Source organism: Janthinobacterium sp., assembly GCF_009923995.1.
Classification (GTDB): Bacteria; Pseudomonadota; Gammaproteobacteria; order Burkholderiales; family Burkholderiaceae_D; genus Janthinobacterium.
Genome location: NZ_RFSK01000002.1, coordinates 183,167 through 200,605, shown reverse-complemented (window position 1 = coordinate 200,605; position 17,439 = coordinate 183,167). Strand labels below are relative to the sequence as shown.

Below are 17,439 nucleotides of genomic sequence, written 5' to 3'. Positions count from 1 at the left end.
TGCCTCTTCCACCACTGTAGCGCAAAGCGGCATAGCTTGCAGCGCCGCTTGAAACGGCGCGCCATGGCCCGCACATCGGGGCATGCCGGCCAGGATTGCGCTGGCATGGCCGATTTTTGGCATAATGGCAGCAAATACACAGGCCTCCCATGAACACACGCTCTCCCCGCGCGCCAGCGCAAGAATTCGATACCACCCATTTCCGCCAGGCATTGTCGCAGTTCGCCACCGGCGTGACGGTGATTACCACGCGCCTGGCCGACGGCAGTTTCCGCGGCCTCACGGCCAGTTCCTTCAATTCCGTGTCACTGTCGCCGCCGCTGGTCCTGTGGAGCCTCGGTTCCGTGGCCAACAGCATGCCCATCTTCAGCGGCAACTCGCACTACGTCATCAACGTGCTGGGCGCCGACCAGGCCGAGCTCGCGCAGCGCTTTGCGCGCCGCACGCCCAATCCCTTCGATGACGTCGAGTACGAACTGTCGCGCACGGGCCAGCCCATCCTGAAAGGCGCCTCGGCCTGGTTCGAATGCCACAACCGCAGCCGCTACCCGGAAGGCGACCACGTCATTTTCGTGGGTGAAGTGGAACAATGCGCGTTTGCGGCACAAGCGCCCTTGATCTTCCACAATGGAAAGTTCAATATTCCGCCGGCCTGAGCAGGAACAAAAAAAATCCGCCGAGGCGGATTTTTTGTTTTACAGGGTAAATTTATACCCGATGCTGACACTCACGGCGAGCGGGTCGAGCTTGATGTCCTGCGTCTGCCCCGTCGAGAATTTCGCCTTGGTTTTCAGGAAGGTCTTGACCACGGCCACGTCGGCAAACCAGCGCTCGTTGATCGTCACCGTGCTGCCGGCCACCAGGCTGCCGGCCAGCTTGTTATCCAAACGGTAGGTGACGGGTGCTCCACCCGGGTCCAGCAAGGCCGTCATCTGGCCCGAACCCGTTTCCTTTTGGAAATAAGCATACGTCAAGCCCGCGCCCACGTAAGGGCGGATCATCGCATTGGGCTGGAAGAAACGGTACTGGATGAAAGCCGTCGGCGGCAAGGCTTCCGCCGTGCCCAGCTTGCCCGTGCCCTTGATGGCGCCGTCGCCGATCAGGTCATGCTTGTACGGCACGCCCAGGATCATTTCAGCGGAGATGTTGTCCGTGATCATGTAGGCAAAGGTCAGGATGGGCTTGGTATCCGCCTTGACGTCGGCTTTCGTGCCCGGCAGTGCCGGCGCGGAAATGTCGCCGCTGTCCACATGGGGCGTGATCTTGTTGATGCCGACCTTGGCCATCCAGGTGCCTGCGCTTTGCGCCGAAGCGCCCGTCGCCATGGCCATCGCGGCAGCTGCAGCCAGCACGCGCACAGCGGTATTCAAACGATTCTTCATCTTGTCTCCTGATTCATTATGTGCGGAGTGTTCCGCTATCGAGTCTTGTCGCTGCCGGCGCCAGCCGCATCCCGGGGATGCCGCTGGCGCGGCCATCCCTTACAGCCAGCCCCGCACGACCATTTCCTTGGCCACATAGCGGGCCAGCAGCAGGTTGTTGAACGGCGTAGGATGCACGTCGTCGGCATAGGCGTAGTGGCTGACGTCGCCGGTTTTCAGGTTCTTGCCAGTGCACACCAGCGAGCTGCCCAGGAAGTTCTTCGCCGGGGTCAGGTCGCACGCCGTGTCCGTGACATTCGTCAAGCCGTAAGGGCCGGGATTGACGCCCTGGTCATGGCTGACGGCAAACACGTCGACCAGCAGGACTTTCGCATTGCCTGCCAGGCCGGAGCTCAGTTCGCCGTTGAAGGCGCTGACCATGGCATTGATGAGCGCCTTGGTATTGGCATCCTTGCTCAAGCCCGACGGCGTACCGGCCACGTCCGGCAGGTTGTTGACCACCACGTAGTTGGCGCCATTGGCGATGATCTTGTCCTTGACCAGCGCCACCAGCTCGGTGCCGGCTTGTTTCATGGCGGCAATCAGCAGCGGGCCCTGGGCCGCGGCGTAATCGGCACCGGCCTTGGCGCCGGCGGCGGCGCCGGCAGCATTGCCCGTGACGGTGGCATCGGCTTGCGCCTTGGCCACCAGCGGACCGTACACGGCTGGCGAAGCAACTGCCGTGTTGCCGGCAACCACCGCGGCCTGCACGGCGGCACCGACGATCGTTGCCGACGTGGCGCCCGGCGCCGCGCTGGCGGCGGCCACGGCCGCGCCGATGGCTTGCGCCGCCGTGGCAGGATTCGGGGCGCCGGCCGCCAGGGCCGCGACCAGGTTCGTGGCAAAGGCTTTCGCGCCGGCATCGGCACCGGCGGCCGCACCGGCCGCCTGGCCAGCAGCCGTCGCGCCCGCCTGCAGCGCACCCAGCTGATACAGCACGTCGTTACCGCCGGCCATCACGAAGATGGCTTCCGTGCCGCTGAACTTGCCGCCGGACACGGCCAGGTGGTTGGCGATCTGCGTCACGACGGGCACGGTCAGCGCGCCCAGCGCGCTGCCCGTCAATTTGTTGTTCGGACCGACGGGATTGGTCACGCGCGAGCCGCCCATGGCGTAGCCGAAGCAGCCGGCGTGCTTGACGCGGGGCGCGGACAAGCCCACGGAAGCATCGCCTTCCAGGCCCGTTTCCGCGGCGCATGGCGCCGGCAGGCTGAATTGCGCGGCCATGTGCTCGGTCCAGTTCTTGCCCGTCAGTTCAGGATTGATGGCCGTATTGTCGCCATTGATGGTGAACTTGCCGCCACCGCTCGCGGCCACGGCTCCGACGGCATACGACCCCACGTCGGACAGGCTGTCGCCGAACGACACCTGCGCCGAGTATTTGACTTTCAAGGTTTGATCGCCGCCAGTGGCGCCGCCGCAACCGGCCAGGACAGCCGCAGCCAGCACGGCCAGCGCGAATTTTGTTTGATGCATTTTGTCTCCTCGGGTCTTTTTCTGGTTTCTAAACGAACGGGCGTGCTATTCGCTACCCAACTAATATGCCATCGTTCCTCGGGCTTGTATAGAAATTATGTTTTAAAAATCAGCCAAATTACAACAACGCCGGCACCCTGTCACGACAGGGCGATCCGCTTGATTATGGAGGAATTAAGATGTTTCGTGGCAAGCATCTCTATTGCGCTGCATCAAGAAAAAGCCCCTTGCGGGGCTGTTTTCAGGCGGACAGGAATTGCTGCAAGATACCACTTGAGCCGAAGGCGGCACGCCGCAGACGGTCATTGATGCCCAGCCAGCCGGGACCGGTGGGCGGCGCCTCGACGAGGATCAGCTCGGCGCCGACCTGGTCCATCGTGCGCAGCGAGGCGTACAGCGCATGTGCGTAGCTGTGCGGGTCCGCTTCCAGGCGCACGCTGGCGCTGGCCGGCGGCAGGTCCGAGTAATGGATCAGGGCCACGCGGCGCCCGTCATTGAGCAGGCGGTTCAGCGTCTCGCCCAGTACATCGCCGTGCTGCATCGCAACAGGCGTGTGTGGCGCATAGTGCGATTCCAGCGTGCCCGAGGCGCGCGGTGCGGCCGCGTCCGCCACTGCGGGCAGACGGCCGATGACGGCGGCAATCTGCGCGCTGCTGATATGGCCGGGACGCAACAGCACGGGGCCGTGCGTGGCCAGGCGCGACAGGTCGACGATGGTCGATTCGATGCCGACGGCGCTCTGTCCGCCGTCGAGCACGGCGCCCAGCAGGCCGCTGTCGAGTTCGGCCGCGAATTCATCGCGCACGTGCTGCGCCGTGGTGGGGCTGACATTGCCGAATTTGTTCGCCGACGGCGCCGCCAGTCCTCCCTTGCCGCCCTTGAAGGTGCGTAGCAATTCGATAGCCACCGGGTGCGACGGGCAGCGCAGGCCCACCGTATCCTGGCCGCCGGAGACGGCGTCGGGGATGTGCGCGGCGCGCTTGACGATCAGGGTCAGCGGGCCCGGCCAGAAGGCGGCCACCAGCTGCTCGGCTTCGACGGGAATGTCGTCGGACCAGTGCGCCAGGTCGGCGCCGGGCGCCACGTGCACGATCACGGGGTGGTCGGAAGGCCGGCCCTTGGCTTCATAGATGCGCGCCACGGCGGCCGGGTTTTCCGCATCGGCGCCCAGGCCGTACACGGTTTCCGTGGGGAACGCGACGAGGCCGCCCGCTTCCAGCACGGCGGTGGCCGCTGCCAGCTCTTGTGCGGGCACGCTCACGGGGCGATTCCCAGGATCAGGCAAGCGTCGCGCAGGCGCTGCTGCGCCTCCTGCAAGGTCGCCGCGATGAAGGTCAGGTGCCCCATCTTGCGGCCCCGGCGCGGGTCGTCCTTGCCGTACAGGTGCAGGCAGGCGCCGGGCAGCGCCAGTACCCGGTCCCAGGCCGGTTCGCTGGCCACATCGCTGCCGTCGGCGAACCAGGCGTCGCCCAGAATGTTGAGCATGACGGCCGGCGAATGCTGGCGCACGTCGCCCAGCGGCAAGCGCGCCATGGCGCGTACCTGCTGCGCGAACTGGCTGGTGACGCAGGCATCCATCGTGTAATGGCCGCTGTTGTGCGGACGGGGCGCCATTTCATTGACCACCAGGCTGCCGTCTTCCAGCACGAAAAATTCGATGCACAGCACGCCGACGTAGCCGAGCTCGGCCACCATGGCCTGCGCCGCCCGCTGCGCCCTGGCGGCGCAGTCGTCGGACACGTTCGGCCCCGGCACGGTGGTGGTAAACAGCACGCCGTCGCGGTGCACGTTTTCGGCGATCGGATACACGACCGAGGCACCATCGACGCCGCGCGCCGTCAGCACGGACACTTCATACGCCAGCGGCAGCATCTTTTCCAGCAGGCAAGTTACTTCGCCCATTTCCGCGAAGGCGGCGCGCACGTCGTCGCGCGTACGCACGCGGTACTGGCCCTTGCCGTCATAGCCCATGCGCACGGTTTTCAGTATGCCGGGCAGCAAGTCGTCGCCGATGGCGTCGATGTCGACCTGCGTGGCGATGACCATGTGCGGCGCCGGCAGCACGCCGGACTTGCCGGCACAATCGGCAAAGAAGCGCTTTTCCGCGATGCGGTCCTGCGCCACCGACACGCCGTGGGCGTTGGGCGCCACGAAGACGCGTTCGGCCAGGCGCGACAGGCTGCCGGCCGGGACGTTCTCGAATTCCGTGGTGACGGCCAGGCATTGCGCCGCCAGGGCGTCGAGGCCGTTCTGGTCGTCATAACCGGCGTTGACCAGGCGCTGCGCCACCTGCCCCGCGGGGCAAGCTTCCGCTGGTTCAAGAACTGCAACCTGGTAGCCCATGCTCTGGGCAGCCTGGGCAAACATGCGGCCGAGCTGGCCGCCGCCCATCACGCCCAGCCACGCCGGTGGATTGGCGGCGGGCAGCAATGGGGAAGTCGATTTACTATTCATTATTTCTCAAACATATTAGTCAGGCAAGACCATGGCCTTGGCGGCGGCCGTCTGCGTGACGCGGAAGGCTTCGAGCTTCTCGGCCAGGACGTCGTCGTTGGCGGCCAGCATGGCCACCGCCGTCAGTGCCGCATTCGCGGCGCCCGCTTCGCCGATGGCGAAGGTGGCCACCGGCACGCCCTTGGGCATTTGCAGGATGGACAGCATGGAATCCTCGCCGCGCAGGTATTTCGACGGCACGGGCACGCCCAGCACGGGCACGATGGTCATGGCGGCCACCATGCCGGGCAGGTGGGCCGCGCCGCCGGCGCCGGCGATGATGGCGCGCAAGCCGCGCGCGCGCGCGCTTTTCGCGTAGGCATACATCTCGTCAGGCATGCGGTGCGCGGAAATGACTTGCGCCTCGTAGGGCACGCCAAACTGCTTCAGGATGGCGACCGCGTTCTGCATCACGTCCCAGTCCGAGGACGAACCCATGATGACGCCAACCAATGGCTTGTTTTGCTCTGCCATCTTATGCCTTCAGCTTCTCGCCCGTCAGGCGCTCGATGGCTTCGAAGTACTTGGCCTGGGTTTTTTCAATGACGTCGGCCGGCAGCGCGGGCGCCGGTGCGGTTTTGCCCCAGGTCAATGTTTCCAGGTAGTCACGCACGAATTGCTTGTCGAACGACGGCGGCGAGATGCCTGGCTGGTAGGAATCGGCTGGCCAGAAGCGCGACGAGTCGGCCGTCAGCACTTCATCCATCAGGTGCATGACGCCATCGTCGTCCAGGCCGAATTCGAATTTGGTGTCGGCGATGATGATGCCGCGCGTGGCGGCGTATTCGGCCGCCGTCTTGTAAAGCTCGATGGCGACGTCGCGCATCTTGGCGGCCAGGTCGGCGCCGATGCGCTCTTCCATTTCCGCAAAGCTGATGTTCTCGTCATGTTCGCCCAGCTCGGCCTTGGCCGCCGGGGTGAAGATCGGCTGCGGCAGTTTTTCCGCCTGCTGCAGGCCGGCCGGCAGTGCAATGCCGCAGATGCTGCCCGTCTCCTGATAATCTTTCCAGCCCGAACCGATGATGTAGCCGCGCACGACCGCCTCGACCATGATGGGTTTCAGGCGCTTGGCCACGACGGCGCGGCCCTTGACCTGCTCCACTTCCTCGGGCGCCACCACGGATTCCGGCGCGATGCCCGTCAGGTGGTTCGGCACGATGTGACCCAGTTTCTCGAACCAGAAATCGCTCATCTGGTTGAGGACCTTGCCCTTGCCGGGAATCGGCTCGTTCATGACGACATCGAAGGCCGACAGGCGGTCCGTGGTGACGATCAGGATCTTGTCGTCGCCAACGGCATAGTTGTCGCGGACCTTGCCGTGGCCCAGCAATGGCAGGGAGTGGATGGAAGTCTGATAGAGGCTGTTCATAGCGGGGGAATAGTTGGATGAGACGAAACCGGCAGGCAGGGGGCGCCCGCCGGTCGAGAAAATCGGGCGGGAGCGATGCTCCCGGCCCGTTCCAGACAGAATTTTACTTCACAATCTGCGACAGCTCGCCGGCCTTGTAGCGCTCGGCCATTTTTTCCAGCGGAATCGCCTTGATTTTCGACGCCTGGCCTTCGCAGCCGAACGCCTGCATGCGGGCGCGCACGACCAGTTCGGCAGCGGCGCGGGCCGGCTTGAGGAAGTCGCGCGGGTCGAACTTCGATGGGTTCTCGAACAGGTATTTGCGCACGGCAGCCGTCATCGCCAGGCGGATGTCGGTGTCGATGTTGATCTTGCGCACGCCGTGACGGATGCCTTCCTGGATTTCCTCGACCGGCACGCCGTAGGTTTCCTTCATGTCACCGCCGAATTCACGGATGATGGCCAGCAATTCCTGCGGCACCGACGAGGAACCGTGCATCACCAGGTGGGTGTTCGGGATGCGCGCGTGGATTTCCTTGATGCGGTCGATGGCCAGGATGTCGCCCGTCGGCTTGCGCGTGAACTTGTACGCGCCGTGCGAGGTGCCGATGGCGATGGCCAGGGCGTCGCACTGGGTGCGCTGCACGAAGTCGGCCGCTTGCGCCACGTCCGTCAGCAGTTGTTCGCGGGTCATCAGGCCGTCGGCGCCGTGGCCGTCTTCCTTGTCGCCCTTCATCGTTTCCAGCGAACCGAGCACGCCCAGTTCCGCTTCCACCGTCACGCCGATGGCGTGCGAGAATTTCACCACTTCGCGCGACACTTCCACGTTGTATTCGTAGGAAGCGACCGACTTGCCGTCCGCTTCCAGCGAACCGTCCATCATCACGGAGGTAAAACCCGAGCGGATGGCGGCCATGCAGACGGCCGGCGACTGGCCGTGATCCTGGTGCATGACGACGGGAATGTGCGGGTAGGCTTCGACGGCGGCGTCGATCAGGTGGCGCAGGAACGCTTCACCGGCGTACTTGCGGGCGCCGGCGGACGCCTGCATGATCACCGGCGAATTCAAGGCGTCGGCGGCGGCCATGATGGCCTGCACTTGTTCCAGGTTGTTGACGTTGAAAGCAGGAATGCCATAACCGTTTTCGGCGGCGTGGTCCAGTAGTTGACGCATGGATACGAGAGACATGGTAATACTCCAGATAACAATAGAAACCGTTGCGGCGCTTCGCGGCTCATGACCGCGCCGGCGCCTGAATTTTTTCGATCAGACCAGTACCGGGTCAAGTTCCCCCACCTTGACAATTTTCAAGGCATTCGTGCCGCCTACCTGGCCCATCGGCTCGCCCCAGGTGACGACGATCATGTCGCCCCTGCGGACGATGCCCTGCGCGACCAGCAGGTCTTCCGCCTGCTTCAGCACTTGCGCGCTGGGGGCGTTCTGCATCAGATGATACGCCCGAACATTGCGGTACAGCGCGGCTTTGCGCAAGGTTGTCACACTTGGCGTGAGCGCGTAAATGGGCGTGTCGATGCTGTGGCGGCTCATCCACAGGGCCGTGGAACCGGATTCCGTCAGGGCCACGATGGCTTTCACGCGCAAATGGTGGGCCGTAAACAGGGCGCCGTAGGCGATCGACTGGTCGATGCGGGTGAACGTGACGTTGAGGAAATCGGCGTCGAGCTTGTTGTATTCGGACTGCTCCGCCTCGACGCAGATGGCAGCCATCATTTCCACCGTCTCGATCGGGTACTTGCCCGAGGCCGTCTCGGCCGACGTCATGACGGCGTCCGTGCCGTCCAGCACGGCATTGGCCACGTCGGACACTTCCGCGCGCGTCGGCACGGCGTTGACGATCATCGATTCCATCATCTGCGTGGCCGTGATCGCCAGCTTATTGGACGCGCGCGCCATCTTGATCATGCGTTTCTGCAATGCCGGCACGGCCGCATTGCCCACTTCCACCGCCAGGTCGCCACGGGCCACCATGATGCCGTCGGAGGCGTCGAGGATTTCCTGCAGGGCAGGAATGGCTTCGGCCCGCTCGATCTTGGCGATCATCATCGGCTTGTGGTGGTAGGGTTCGCCGGCGATATTGGCCAGCTGGCGCGCCATTTCCATGTCCGTCGCGCATTTCGGGAAGGAAATGGCCAGATAGTCGGCCTGGAAACTCATGGCCGTCTTGATGTCTTCCATGTCCTTCGCCGTCAGCGCGGGCGCCGACAGGCCGCCGCCCTGGCGGTTGATGCCCTTGTTGTTCGACAGCTCGCCGCCGATCTTGACGGTGGTGTGGATTTCGCTGCCGTGGATGCGCTCGACGATCAGCACGATGAGGCCGTCGTTCAGCAGCAGCACGTCATGCTTGTGCAGGTCGCGCGGCAGGGCCTTGTAGTCGAGGCCGACCCGCTCCTGGTTGCCCAGTTCGCCGTTTTCACCCCATTTGGCGTCGAGGATGAACTTGTCGCCCGCTTCCAGCTGGATGCGGGCATTTTCAAACTTGCCGACACGAATCTTCGGCCCCTGCATGTCGGCCATGATAGCAACTTCGCGGCCACATTCGAGCGCCGCCAGGCGCACCAGCGCGGCGCGGTCGATATGGTCTTGCGCCTTGCCGTGGGAAAAATTCAAACGCACCACGTCGACGCCCGCCCGTATCATCTTGACCAGGATATCGAGGTCGGTAGAGGCGGGGCCGATTGTTGCTACGATTTTTGTACCACGTGGCATAGGATTCCTTGTGCGCCGACAAGACGCTAGCTGAGCAAGACCTGGCGGCTGTGCCGCCCGGCAAGGTAAAAGCGCAGCGGTCAGGCTGCGCTTGGTCTATTCATCATTCCACAGTCTCGAACATCTAAGAAAACCGTAGCGAGCGGCAATGAGTCGTGGCCGGGACGCGGAGCTGTGCGCATGCACAGTGAGCATCGGAGGCCGCAAATCATGACGCGCAGCAGGTTTAATCAGGTGTTCTTAGCCTGCGCGCTGCATCAGGATCTCGACTGCTGGCAAAGTCTTGCCTTCCAGGAATTCCAGGAAAGCGCCGCCGCCCGTCGAGATATAGCTGATTTTATCGGTAATATCGTATTTGGCAATGGCCGCCAGGGTATCGCCACCGCCAGCAATGGAGAACGCCTTCGAGTCGGCAATCGCCAGGGCCAGGGTCTTGGTGCCGTTGCCGAACTGGTCGAATTCGAACACGCCCACGGGGCCGTTCCACACGATGGTGCCGGCCGCGGCGATCTGGCCTGCCAGCAGGGCCGCCGTTTTCGGGCCGATATCGAGGATCATGTCGTCGTCCGCCACGTCGGCCACATCCTTGACGGTAGCGGCGGCCGTGGGCGAGAACTCCTTGGCGCACACGACATCGACGGGAATCGGCACTTGCGCGCCGCGCTGGGCCATGATGTCGATGATGGCTTTGGCTTCCTCGACGAGTTCCGCTTCCACCAGGGACTTGCCAACGTTCAAGCCGACGGCCTTCATGAAGGTGTTGGCGATGCCGCCGCCGACGATCAGGTTATCCACCTTGTCGGACAGGGCTTTCAGGATGGTCAGCTTGCTCGATACTTTCGAACCAGCAACAATGGCCAGCAGCGGGCGGGCCGGCGCGTGCAGGGCCTTGCCCAGCGCGTCCAGTTCGGCGGCCAGCAGCGGGCCGGCGCAGGCGACGGGCGCGAACTTGGCGATGCCATGCGTGGAGGCTTCCGCGCGGTGGGCCGTGCCGAACGCGTCGTTGACGTAGATATCGCACAATGCCGCCATTTTTTGCGACAGCTCATCGCTGTTCTTCTTTTCGCCCTTGTTCACGCGCACGTTTTCCAGCAAGACCACTTGACCGGCGGCCAAGGATTCCAGTCCCGCGCCATCGACCCAATTTTGCTTCAATGCAACTTCCTGACCCAGCAGTTCGGACAGGCGGGCGGCCACGGGCGCCAGGCTGTCGGCCGGCTTGAACTCGCCTTCCGTCGGACGGCCCAGGTGCGACGTCACCATGACGGCGGCGCCAGCGTCGAGGGCGGCGCGGATGGCCGGCACCGAGGCGCGGATGCGCGTATCTTCTGTAATCTTGCCACTGTCATCCTGCGGGACGTTCAGGTCGGCGCGGATGAATACGCGCTTGCCTTGCAGTGCATTTTGGGCGATCAAATCTTGCAGACGGATGAAGTTGAGAACAGCTGACATGGCGATCCAGATGACGAGTGGAAGGAAGTGCGCTATTTTACCGCAATGACCAGACCAAATCGCCGATTTGTCCTGCTTTACTGAAAAACATGCAACAGTCGCAAGCCTGTGAAAACCAGCATGCCGAAGACGATGGTTTGCAGCATATTGCGGCGGATCACAAAAAAGACCGTGGCGGCAATGCCGGACAGCAGTTTCAAATTCGACCATTCCAGGTGCACCTGCTGCCCTTCCATCAGCATGTCGGGCGCGATGATGGCCGCCAGCGCGCACGCGGGCGCATAGCGCAGCATTTCCCCCACGCAGCGCGGGATGCGGATGTGATGGCCGACCAGCCAGAAGGTGCTGCGCGTGGCCCCGGTCGCCACCACCAGCACGGCGATGGCGATCCACACGTCGGCCCGGCCCCAGTCGATACTGTCAAACATGGCGTTTTGTCCATTTTTCCGTCAATTCTTCCACGGCCATGGCCGTGACCATGCCCACCAGCACGGCCACCAGCAAGCCCAGCTTGTACGGCAAACCGTAGGCCAGCACGGCCACCGTGCCCGCCACCAGCACGCCGCACAGGGCGGCGCGGCCGAGGATCAGCGGTATCGTCACGCACAGGATCGCCAGGGTGCCCGCGAAACCCAGGCCCCACTCGGCCGGCACGACGGCGCCCAGCATGATGCCGATGAAGGAACCGAGCTGCCAGGCCAGCCAGTTGGGGTAGATCAGGCCTTTCAGGAAGGGCAGCTTGGCCGGGTCCGGCGCTTCATGCGGGTAGCGCTGCAGGAAGAGGCCCACCGTGATATCGCCGGCCACATAGCCGAGGGCGAAGCGCTGGCGCCACGGCAGCTGGGCGAAATGGGGCGCCAGCAGCACGGAAAAGATGACAAAACGCAAATTGACGACGAGGGCCGTGGCGAAGATCACCCACACGGGCGCATGCGCGGCCAGCAGGGGCAAAGAGGCGAGCTGGGCCGAGCCGGCAAAGACGAACAGGGTCATGGCCCCCGCCTGCGCCACCGTCAGGCCGCTCTTGACCATGGCCACGCCCACCACCATGCCCCAGGCGGCGATGCCCAGCAGGCTGGGCGCGCCCAGCTTCAGGCCGGCGCGCCAGGCATCCTTCAGCACGCCCTCATCGCGGGCGGAGACGGCAGCGTTCACGCGGCGCTCCGGCGAGGGAACTGTGGTAAATGCACAACAATGGTGCGCCGCGACGGGGGCGGCAACGGTGACACGGGCAAGGCAAATCCAGTCCAGGTGGCGGTGGCGCGGCGGCGGTGGCGCCAAAAAGCGCGACGCGGGCACCGCTGGTGAAGGCGCCATTTTAGCCATGATTTTTGCTGTCTGCCCGAATCCGTTAAAATCGTGCTTTTGGCAGCAGCCGACTTCCTTCCATACAGCCTCACGGAGCATGACAAGATGACAAAATCCACCCAGCCAGCGGTCGAACTCGACAGTAAAGACTTGCCAGCCCACTGCCCTAACCCGGCCATGCCGCTGTGGTCGTCGCATCCCCGCGTGTTCCTGGAATTTAACAAGGACGGCGTCGCCAAGTGCCCGTATTGCGGCACGGCCTATACCCTGAAGGAAGGCGCCAGCGCCGGCCACCATTAAACTGCCCAGCGGCGCGCCACCAGCGCGCCGTTTTTAATTGCAGCATTTATTTGCCCTACCGATCCAGTCCGGAGTCGTCATGAAACGTCTGAAGGAACTCAATGGCAGCGCCGCGGAAGTCGAAGCGGCCTTCTACGATGCGCTGCACCGCGCCGACCTCGAGGCGCTGATGGCGCTGTGGGCCGACGACGAGGAAATCGTCTGCATCCACCCGGGCGGCGTGCGCCTGATCGGCCATGCCGCCATCCGCGCCTCGTGGGAAACCATCCTGGCCGGCGGCGGCCTGCACATCGTGCCGGCCCAGCTGCATGAAACGCACAATCTGATGAGCTCGGTGCACACGGTCATCGAAGGCGTCACGGCGGGCGACGACGGCCCCGCGCACCTGCTGGCCACGAATGTGTACGTGAAAACGCCGCGCGGCTGGCGCATCGTGCTGCACCACGCCTCGATCGCGCCAGGCGGCGCGCCGGCGGACGCCACGGGAGCGCAGATCCTGCACTAAACGCCGAACGATGACTTATACCGCCCCATTCTGGTTGCCTGGCGGCCACACGCAAACCATCTATCCGGCCCTGTGCATCGGCAAGCCGGCCGTGGTCTTCCGCCGCGAACGCTGGCAGGCGCCCGATGGCGATTTCGTCGACGTCGACCTGGTCGACGGCCAGCCGGGCCTGCCTTTCGTGGTGCTGTTCCACGGCCTGGAAGGCTCGTCGAACAGCCATTACGCGCGCGCCCTGATGCGCGAGGTGGAGGCCCGCGGCTGGTCCGGCGCCGTGCCGCACTTCCGCGGCTGCTCGGGCGAGCCCAACCTGGCGCCGCGCTTCTACCATTCGGGCGATGCGCAGGAAGTCGACTGGGTGCTGCGCCGCCTGCGCCCCCGCGCGACGGGCAGGTTCTACGCGGCCGGCGTCTCGCTGGGCGGCAATGCCCTGCTGTGCTGGCTGGGCCAGTGGCAGCGGCAGGCGGAAATCGTCGACGCGGCCGCCGCCGTGTCCGCGCCCCTTGACCTGGCGCAAGGAGGCAAGGCCCTGTCCTCGGGCGCCAACCGCCTCTACACGCGCATGTTTTTGAACACCCTGAAACCGAAATGCCTGGCCAAGCTGGAACAGTTTCCCGGCCTGTTCGCGCGCGACGCCATGCTGGCCGCGCGCGACCTGCACGCCTTCGACAACGTCGTCACGGCGCCCCTGCACGGCTACCGCGACGCCGACGACTACTGGCACCGCGCCAGCGCGAAACACGTCCTGCACGACATCACCGTGCCGACCCTGGTGCTGAATGCACAAAATGATCCTTTCCTGCCCGGCCGCTTCCTGCCATCCAGCGCCGCGCCGAACGTCACGCTCGAGTATCCGCGCCACGGCGGCCATGTCGGCTTTGCCACCGGCGCGCCGCCGGGCAGCCTCGCCTGGTTGCCGCAGCGCCTGCTGTCCCACTTTGAAGATGGCAGCGCGGCGCCGTCTTCGCCGCAAAGCTGTCACGCTGACGGCTTGCGCACTGCCCCGGAAAACGCCTTACATGGATGATCTCGTCAAGCAAGCCCTGGCCAAATGGCCGAACGTGCCCCACTGCTACGGCTGGCTGGGCCTGGACGCGCGCGGCCACTGGCGCATGCGCGACCAGCAGGCCCAGCAGCAGCAATTGCCGGGCGACAAGATCGCCCACGCAGCCCTGTTGAGCTTTATCAACCGCAATTACGGCCACGATGAACGGGGCTGCTGGTTTTTCCAGAACGGCCCGCAGCGCGTGTATGTCAACCTGCAGGCGACGCCGTACATCGCCCGCAGCGATCCGCAGCACGGTTTTGTCCTGCAGACGGGGGCGCCGCTGGCACGCATCGAGCAGGCGTACTGGTGCGACAACGGCGCGCTGATCCTGTGCCACGGCGACGTCGTGGCCCAGGTGGATGACCGCGACATGGCGCAGGTGCTGGCCGCGCTGCGCATCGATGGCCAGCCGGCAAGCGACGACGCCCTGCTGGCCTGGCTGGAAGAGGGCCACGGCACGCTGACCCTGTCGCATGCCGGCCAGGACATCGCCGTGCAGCCGCTGGCCTATGCCAAGGTGGCGCAAGCCTTGGCCTTCCAGCAGGCGCCAACAGCCCCGTAAACGCTAGCTTTTCTGGTCTTTCAGCTGTTCGCGGCGCTTTTCCTGCAATTCCCGCTCGCGCGCATCGATCACGGCCTGGTCGTAAAAGGTCGCGTCCGTGGATTTGCGGGCGATCGTCAGCTGGTCCAGCGCGGCCATGGTGGCGCCCTGCAAGACGTAGGATTCGGCCAGGGCCATGTGCTGCAAGGTCATCTTGCCCTGGTCCGCGTAGGCTTTCGCCAATAAATCGTAGAGTTCCGGCTCTTCCTTGTACAGCTGCACCTGGTCGCGCAGGTACAGGGTTGCCTGCTCCAGCTTGCCTGCTCCCATCAGCGCTTCCGCATACTGGCGGGCAATACCGCGCGAGAGGGGAAACTGCTGGCGCGCCGCGTCCGCCGCCGTCAGGGCCTGCTGCGCCACTTCCTTCTTTTGCGCCGGCATCAGCAGCACTTCCAGGGTCATCGCCGCCAGCAGCGAATTCGGCCCCTGCGTGCCGCCCGAGGTAAACACGTTCGGCCCGGCCGGCTGGTGCAGGGCGGCATAGGCCGCGTCGAGCTCCTTCTGCGCCTGCGCCGGCTGGCCCTGCTTGATGGCGACGAAGGCCAGGCCGTAATGGGCGGCCGTCACCTGGAAGCGGCTCTGCTGCTCCAGCTGCGTCGTGAAGACGGCCTTGGCATTGAGCAAGCCCTGCACGCTTTCATCCTGCAGCACGCGGGCGCGGGCGCGGGCCAGGTGGAAATTCAGGCTGTCCGGACGCTGCTTGTAGGGCTGTTCGCGGATGCGCGCCTGGATGTCGGCGATGCGCTCCGTCGTCAGCGGGTGGGTCTGCAGGTAGGCGGGCATCAGGTCGCTGTACGAGCGGCTGGCCGCCTGCATGCGGCCGAAGAAGGCCACCATGCCGGTGGTATCGAAACCGGCCTCGCCCATGATCTGGAAGCCGATGCGGTCCGCCTCGCGTTCGGCGTCGCGGCCGAAATTGAGCTGGCGCTGGATGGCCAGGCCCTGGCCGGCGGCAAACACGCCCATGGCCACGTCGCCGCCCGCGCGCGACGCCAGCGCGGCCAGCAGCATGGCCGCCAGCGGCATCAGGGCATCCTGGCGCTGCTGGCCCAGCATGCGGGCGATATGGCGCTGCGCCACGTGGCCGATCTCGTGCGACAGCACGGACGCCAGTTCCGCCTCCGTTTGCGCCGCCAGCAGCAGGGCCGAGTGCACGCCGATGAAGCCGCCAGGCAAGGCGAACGCGTTCAACTGGGGATCGCGCACGGCAAAGAAGAAATAATCGTAGTTCGTTTCGCCGCGCACGCTGGGCCGCGCCGCCACGAGGGCATTGCCGAAGGTATTCAGGTATTCCAGCAGGGGCGCGTCATCGAGATAATCGCGGTCGCCGCGGATGCCGCGCATGATTTCCTCGCCGATCTTGCGCTCCATCGCGGGCGACAGGTCTTCGCGCGAGGTATCGCCCAGGTTCGGCAGGTTGGGCGCGGGCGGCACGGCCAGCTGCGTCCACGTGCTGGCCGGCTTGGCCGGCGGATTGACGGCCGGTGCCGCTGGCGCGGACGTGAAGGTTTGCGCCAGCGCAAACGGAGAAGCCAGCCATAAGGCGGCCAGCACGGGCGCGCGCCAGGTCGCGCGCGGCAATGCCGCGCCGGCGTCGTGGAGCACAGTCTGGAGGGTAGTTTTTGCATTCACGGGTGCTATCATACCTTGTTAGCGGCGCCGTTTCCCACGCGACAGGCATGCGATATGCTTGTGACATGCCCGGCTGCGGCTGCGTGCCGCGCCCTCCATCCTCACCTATTTTGACGCCATGACTACAGCTGACCAGCAAGTCCCCGCCGGGGAACTGACCCATTTCGATGCCACAGGGCAAGCCCATATGGTGGACGTGGGCAGCAAGGACGACACGCGCCGCAGCGCCGTGGCCGCCGGCACCATCCGCATGCAGAGCGCCACCCTGGCCCTGATCATGTCCGGCAATGCAAAAAAGGGCGACGTGCTGGGCATCGCCCGCATCGCCGCCATCATGGGCGCCAAGCGCACCAGCGACCTGATTCCCCTGTGCCATCCGCTGGCCATCACGCGCGTGACGGTCGATTTTGAAGTGGACGCGGCCGCCAACAGCGTGCACTGCCGCGCCCAGGTCGAGACGACGGGCAAGACGGGCGTGGAAATGGAAGCGCTGACCTCCGTGCAGATCGGCCTGCTGACGATCTACGACATGTGCAAGGCCGTGGACCGGGGCATGGTCATGACCAACGTGCGCGTGCTGGAAAAGCACGGCGGCAAATCGGGCGACTGGCACGCGGCGGTATAAGCGGCCCGGCGTCAGGCCCGCGCTGGCCCCGCTGCCTTGACGCGGCGCAAGTCGCACAGCAGCCACACGGCGCAGGCCAGGCACAGCGCGATGACGGCCACGGACAGGGGCAGGTGGAACTGTTCCAGCCCTGCCAGCGCGAAACCGGCATGGATGGCGCACGTGCCCGCGCCCAGCGCGGCGCACACGGCCGCAAAGAAGGGTGCCCGCCGGGTGTCCAGCAGCACGTGCCGGTAGCCCGACAGTACGACGGCAATGGCCGCCAGGTTGAACACGAGGAAACCCTGGATGCCGCCCGGCACATGAAACATTTCCCATTCACGCCAGTAGGCTGCATCGATCTGATGCAGGATCAGGAACAACATGGTCCAGAAGTAGCTGCGCGCCATCATATTTAGATTCGTCAATATTGACGCAATTGTAAAGCCTGGACGGCAGGCAGGAAGGATGTACCGGCATTTATTCATGCGAATATGAATTTCATTGATATAAATGCTTTTTAACC

The 17,439-nt window shown here is 64.7% G+C and carries 19 protein-coding genes; 6 read left to right on the top strand and 13 right to left on the bottom strand.

All coding sequences use genetic code 11. The features are described from left to right. Positions 1-149: 149 nt before the first annotated feature. Complete coding sequence (locus EBS11_RS01990; protein ID WP_290600098.1) at positions 150-656, top strand: flavin reductase family protein; 507 nt, start codon at positions 150-152, stop codon at positions 654-656. A 39-nt stretch (positions 657-695) separates the two neighbouring features. Here the strand turns inward: EBS11_RS01990 and EBS11_RS01985 are convergent, their stop codons facing one another. The 11 genes from EBS11_RS01985 to EBS11_RS01935 form a co-directional block, all read right to left on the bottom strand. Then, positions 696-1,382 carry an OmpW family outer membrane protein gene (locus EBS11_RS01985; RefSeq protein WP_290600096.1) on the bottom strand — a complete coding sequence of 229 codons (687 nt, stop codon included), beginning with the start codon at positions 1,380-1,382 and terminating at the stop codon, positions 696-698. 99 nt (positions 1,383-1,481) lie between these two features. Further along, on the bottom strand, positions 1,482-2,897 hold the full coding sequence (locus EBS11_RS01980) for an esterase (RefSeq protein ID WP_290600094.1): 1,416 nt from the start codon (positions 2,895-2,897) through the stop codon (positions 1,482-1,484). A 241-nt stretch (positions 2,898-3,138) separates the two neighbouring features. Then, a complete protein-coding gene (locus tag EBS11_RS01975; RefSeq protein WP_290600092.1) occupies positions 3,139-4,158 on the bottom strand; it encodes an L-threonylcarbamoyladenylate synthase in 1,020 nt (339 codons plus the stop codon). Next, entirely contained in the window at positions 4,155-5,351 is a 1,197-nt protein-coding gene (locus EBS11_RS01970) for a 5-(carboxyamino)imidazole ribonucleotide synthase (protein ID WP_290600089.1), read from the bottom strand. The genes EBS11_RS01975 and EBS11_RS01970 overlap by 4 nt, the downstream gene beginning before the upstream one ends. 15 nt (positions 5,352-5,366) lie before the next feature. Continuing rightward, positions 5,367-5,864 (bottom strand): 5-(carboxyamino)imidazole ribonucleotide mutase, encoded by a 498-nt coding sequence (gene purE / locus EBS11_RS01965; protein WP_290600087.1) that lies wholly within the window; start codon positions 5,862-5,864, stop codon positions 5,367-5,369. A gap of 1 nt (position 5,865) precedes the next feature. After that, entirely contained in the window at positions 5,866-6,759 is an 894-nt protein-coding gene (locus EBS11_RS01960) for a phosphoribosylaminoimidazolesuccinocarboxamide synthase (RefSeq protein ID WP_290600085.1), read from the bottom strand. Between the two features lie 103 nt (positions 6,760-6,862). Further along, a complete protein-coding gene (gene fba / locus EBS11_RS01955) occupies positions 6,863-7,927 on the bottom strand; it encodes a class II fructose-bisphosphate aldolase (RefSeq protein WP_290600083.1) in 1,065 nt (354 codons plus the stop codon). A 78-nt stretch (positions 7,928-8,005) separates the two neighbouring features. Further along, positions 8,006-9,466 carry a pyruvate kinase gene (gene pyk / locus EBS11_RS01950; protein ID WP_290600081.1) on the bottom strand — a complete coding sequence of 487 codons (1,461 nt, stop codon included), beginning with the start codon at positions 9,464-9,466 and terminating at the stop codon, positions 8,006-8,008. Positions 9,467-9,706: 240 nt separating this feature from the next. Beyond that, positions 9,707-10,918: a phosphoglycerate kinase gene (locus EBS11_RS01945; RefSeq protein WP_290600079.1), complete on the bottom strand. Its 1,212-nt coding sequence runs from the start codon at positions 10,916-10,918 to the stop codon at positions 9,707-9,709. 77 nt (positions 10,919-10,995) lie between these two features. Continuing rightward, a complete protein-coding gene (locus tag EBS11_RS01940) occupies positions 10,996-11,346 on the bottom strand; it encodes an AzlD domain-containing protein (RefSeq protein ID WP_290600077.1) in 351 nt (116 codons plus the stop codon). Next, positions 11,339-12,073, bottom strand: a complete 735-nt coding sequence (locus tag EBS11_RS01935; RefSeq protein WP_290600075.1) for an AzlC family ABC transporter permease — start codon at positions 12,071-12,073, stop codon at positions 11,339-11,341. Before EBS11_RS01935 ends, EBS11_RS01940 begins: the two co-directional genes overlap by 8 nt. Positions 12,074-12,331: 258 nt before the next feature. Between EBS11_RS01935 and EBS11_RS01930 the strand changes: the two genes are divergently transcribed. The 4 genes from EBS11_RS01930 (at position 12,332) to EBS11_RS01915 (ending at position 14,638) form a co-directional block, all read left to right on the top strand. Further along, positions 12,332-12,526, top strand: a complete 195-nt coding sequence (locus EBS11_RS01930; protein ID WP_290600073.1) for a zinc-finger domain-containing protein — start codon at positions 12,332-12,334, stop codon at positions 12,524-12,526. Positions 12,527-12,605: 79 nt separating this feature from the next. Next, positions 12,606-13,031 (top strand): nuclear transport factor 2 family protein, encoded by a 426-nt coding sequence (locus tag EBS11_RS01925; RefSeq protein WP_290600071.1) that lies wholly within the window; start codon positions 12,606-12,608, stop codon positions 13,029-13,031. Between the two features lie 10 nt (positions 13,032-13,041). After that, on the top strand, positions 13,042-14,055 hold the full coding sequence (locus EBS11_RS01920; protein ID WP_290600069.1) for an alpha/beta fold hydrolase: 1,014 nt from the start codon (positions 13,042-13,044) through the stop codon (positions 14,053-14,055). Continuing rightward, on the top strand, positions 14,048-14,638 hold the full coding sequence (locus tag EBS11_RS01915) for a DUF2946 family protein (RefSeq protein WP_290600067.1): 591 nt from the start codon (positions 14,048-14,050) through the stop codon (positions 14,636-14,638). The genes EBS11_RS01920 and EBS11_RS01915 overlap by 8 nt, the downstream gene beginning before the upstream one ends. Before the next feature lie 3 nt (positions 14,639-14,641). On the opposite strand, the gene EBS11_RS01910 is transcribed toward EBS11_RS01915, so the two are convergent. Beyond that, on the bottom strand, positions 14,642-16,231 hold the full coding sequence (locus tag EBS11_RS01910; protein ID WP_290600136.1) for a M48 family metalloprotease: 1,590 nt from the start codon (positions 16,229-16,231) through the stop codon (positions 14,642-14,644). A gap of 196 nt (positions 16,232-16,427) precedes the next feature. Here EBS11_RS01910 and moaC point away from each other — a divergent pair, with 196 nt between their 5' ends. After that, positions 16,428-16,934: a cyclic pyranopterin monophosphate synthase MoaC gene (moaC, locus tag EBS11_RS01905; RefSeq protein ID WP_290600065.1), complete on the top strand. Its 507-nt coding sequence runs from the start codon at positions 16,428-16,430 to the stop codon at positions 16,932-16,934. A gap of 11 nt (positions 16,935-16,945) precedes the next feature. Here moaC and EBS11_RS01900 read toward each other — a convergent pair whose 3' ends face one another. Beyond that, a complete protein-coding gene (locus EBS11_RS01900) occupies positions 16,946-17,326 on the bottom strand; it encodes a DUF6713 family protein (protein WP_290600063.1) in 381 nt (126 codons plus the stop codon). Positions 17,327-17,439: the final 113 nt, after the last annotated feature.

Coding starts and splice junctions, on each gene's coding strand:
- EBS11_RS01945 (WP_290600079.1), bottom strand. CDS start 10,918: ATGTCAGCTGTTCTCAACTTCATCCGTCTGCAAGATTTGATCGCCCAA.
- pyk (WP_290600081.1), bottom strand. CDS start 9,466: ATGCCACGTGGTACAAAAATCGTAGCAACAATCGGCCCCGCCTCTACC.
- purE (WP_290600087.1), bottom strand. CDS start 5,864: ATGGCAGAGCAAAACAAGCCATTGGTTGGCGTCATCATGGGTTCGTCC.
- EBS11_RS01915 (WP_290600067.1), top strand. CDS start 14,048: ATGGATGATCTCGTCAAGCAAGCCCTGGCCAAATGGCCGAACGTGCCC.
- EBS11_RS01970 (WP_290600089.1), bottom strand. CDS start 5,351: ATGAATAGTAAATCGACTTCCCCATTGCTGCCCGCCGCCAATCCACCG.
- EBS11_RS01960 (WP_290600085.1), bottom strand. CDS start 6,759: ATGAACAGCCTCTATCAGACTTCCATCCACTCCCTGCCATTGCTGGGC.
- EBS11_RS01990 (WP_290600098.1), top strand. CDS start 150: ATGAACACACGCTCTCCCCGCGCGCCAGCGCAAGAATTCGATACCACC.
- fba (WP_290600083.1), bottom strand. CDS start 7,927: ATGTCTCTCGTATCCATGCGTCAACTACTGGACCACGCCGCCGAAAAC.
- EBS11_RS01900 (WP_290600063.1), bottom strand. CDS start 17,326: ATGATGGCGCGCAGCTACTTCTGGACCATGTTGTTCCTGATCCTGCAT.
- moaC (WP_290600065.1), top strand. CDS start 16,428: ATGACTACAGCTGACCAGCAAGTCCCCGCCGGGGAACTGACCCATTTC.
- EBS11_RS01920 (WP_290600069.1), top strand. CDS start 13,042: ATGACTTATACCGCCCCATTCTGGTTGCCTGGCGGCCACACGCAAACC.
- EBS11_RS01980 (WP_290600094.1), bottom strand. CDS start 2,897: ATGCATCAAACAAAATTCGCGCTGGCCGTGCTGGCTGCGGCTGTCCTG.
- EBS11_RS01985 (WP_290600096.1), bottom strand. CDS start 1,382: ATGAAGAATCGTTTGAATACCGCTGTGCGCGTGCTGGCTGCAGCTGCC.
- EBS11_RS01940 (WP_290600077.1), bottom strand. CDS start 11,346: ATGTTTGACAGTATCGACTGGGGCCGGGCCGACGTGTGGATCGCCATC.
- EBS11_RS01930 (WP_290600073.1), top strand. CDS start 12,332: ATGACAAAATCCACCCAGCCAGCGGTCGAACTCGACAGTAAAGACTTG.
- EBS11_RS01925 (WP_290600071.1), top strand. CDS start 12,606: ATGAAACGTCTGAAGGAACTCAATGGCAGCGCCGCGGAAGTCGAAGCG.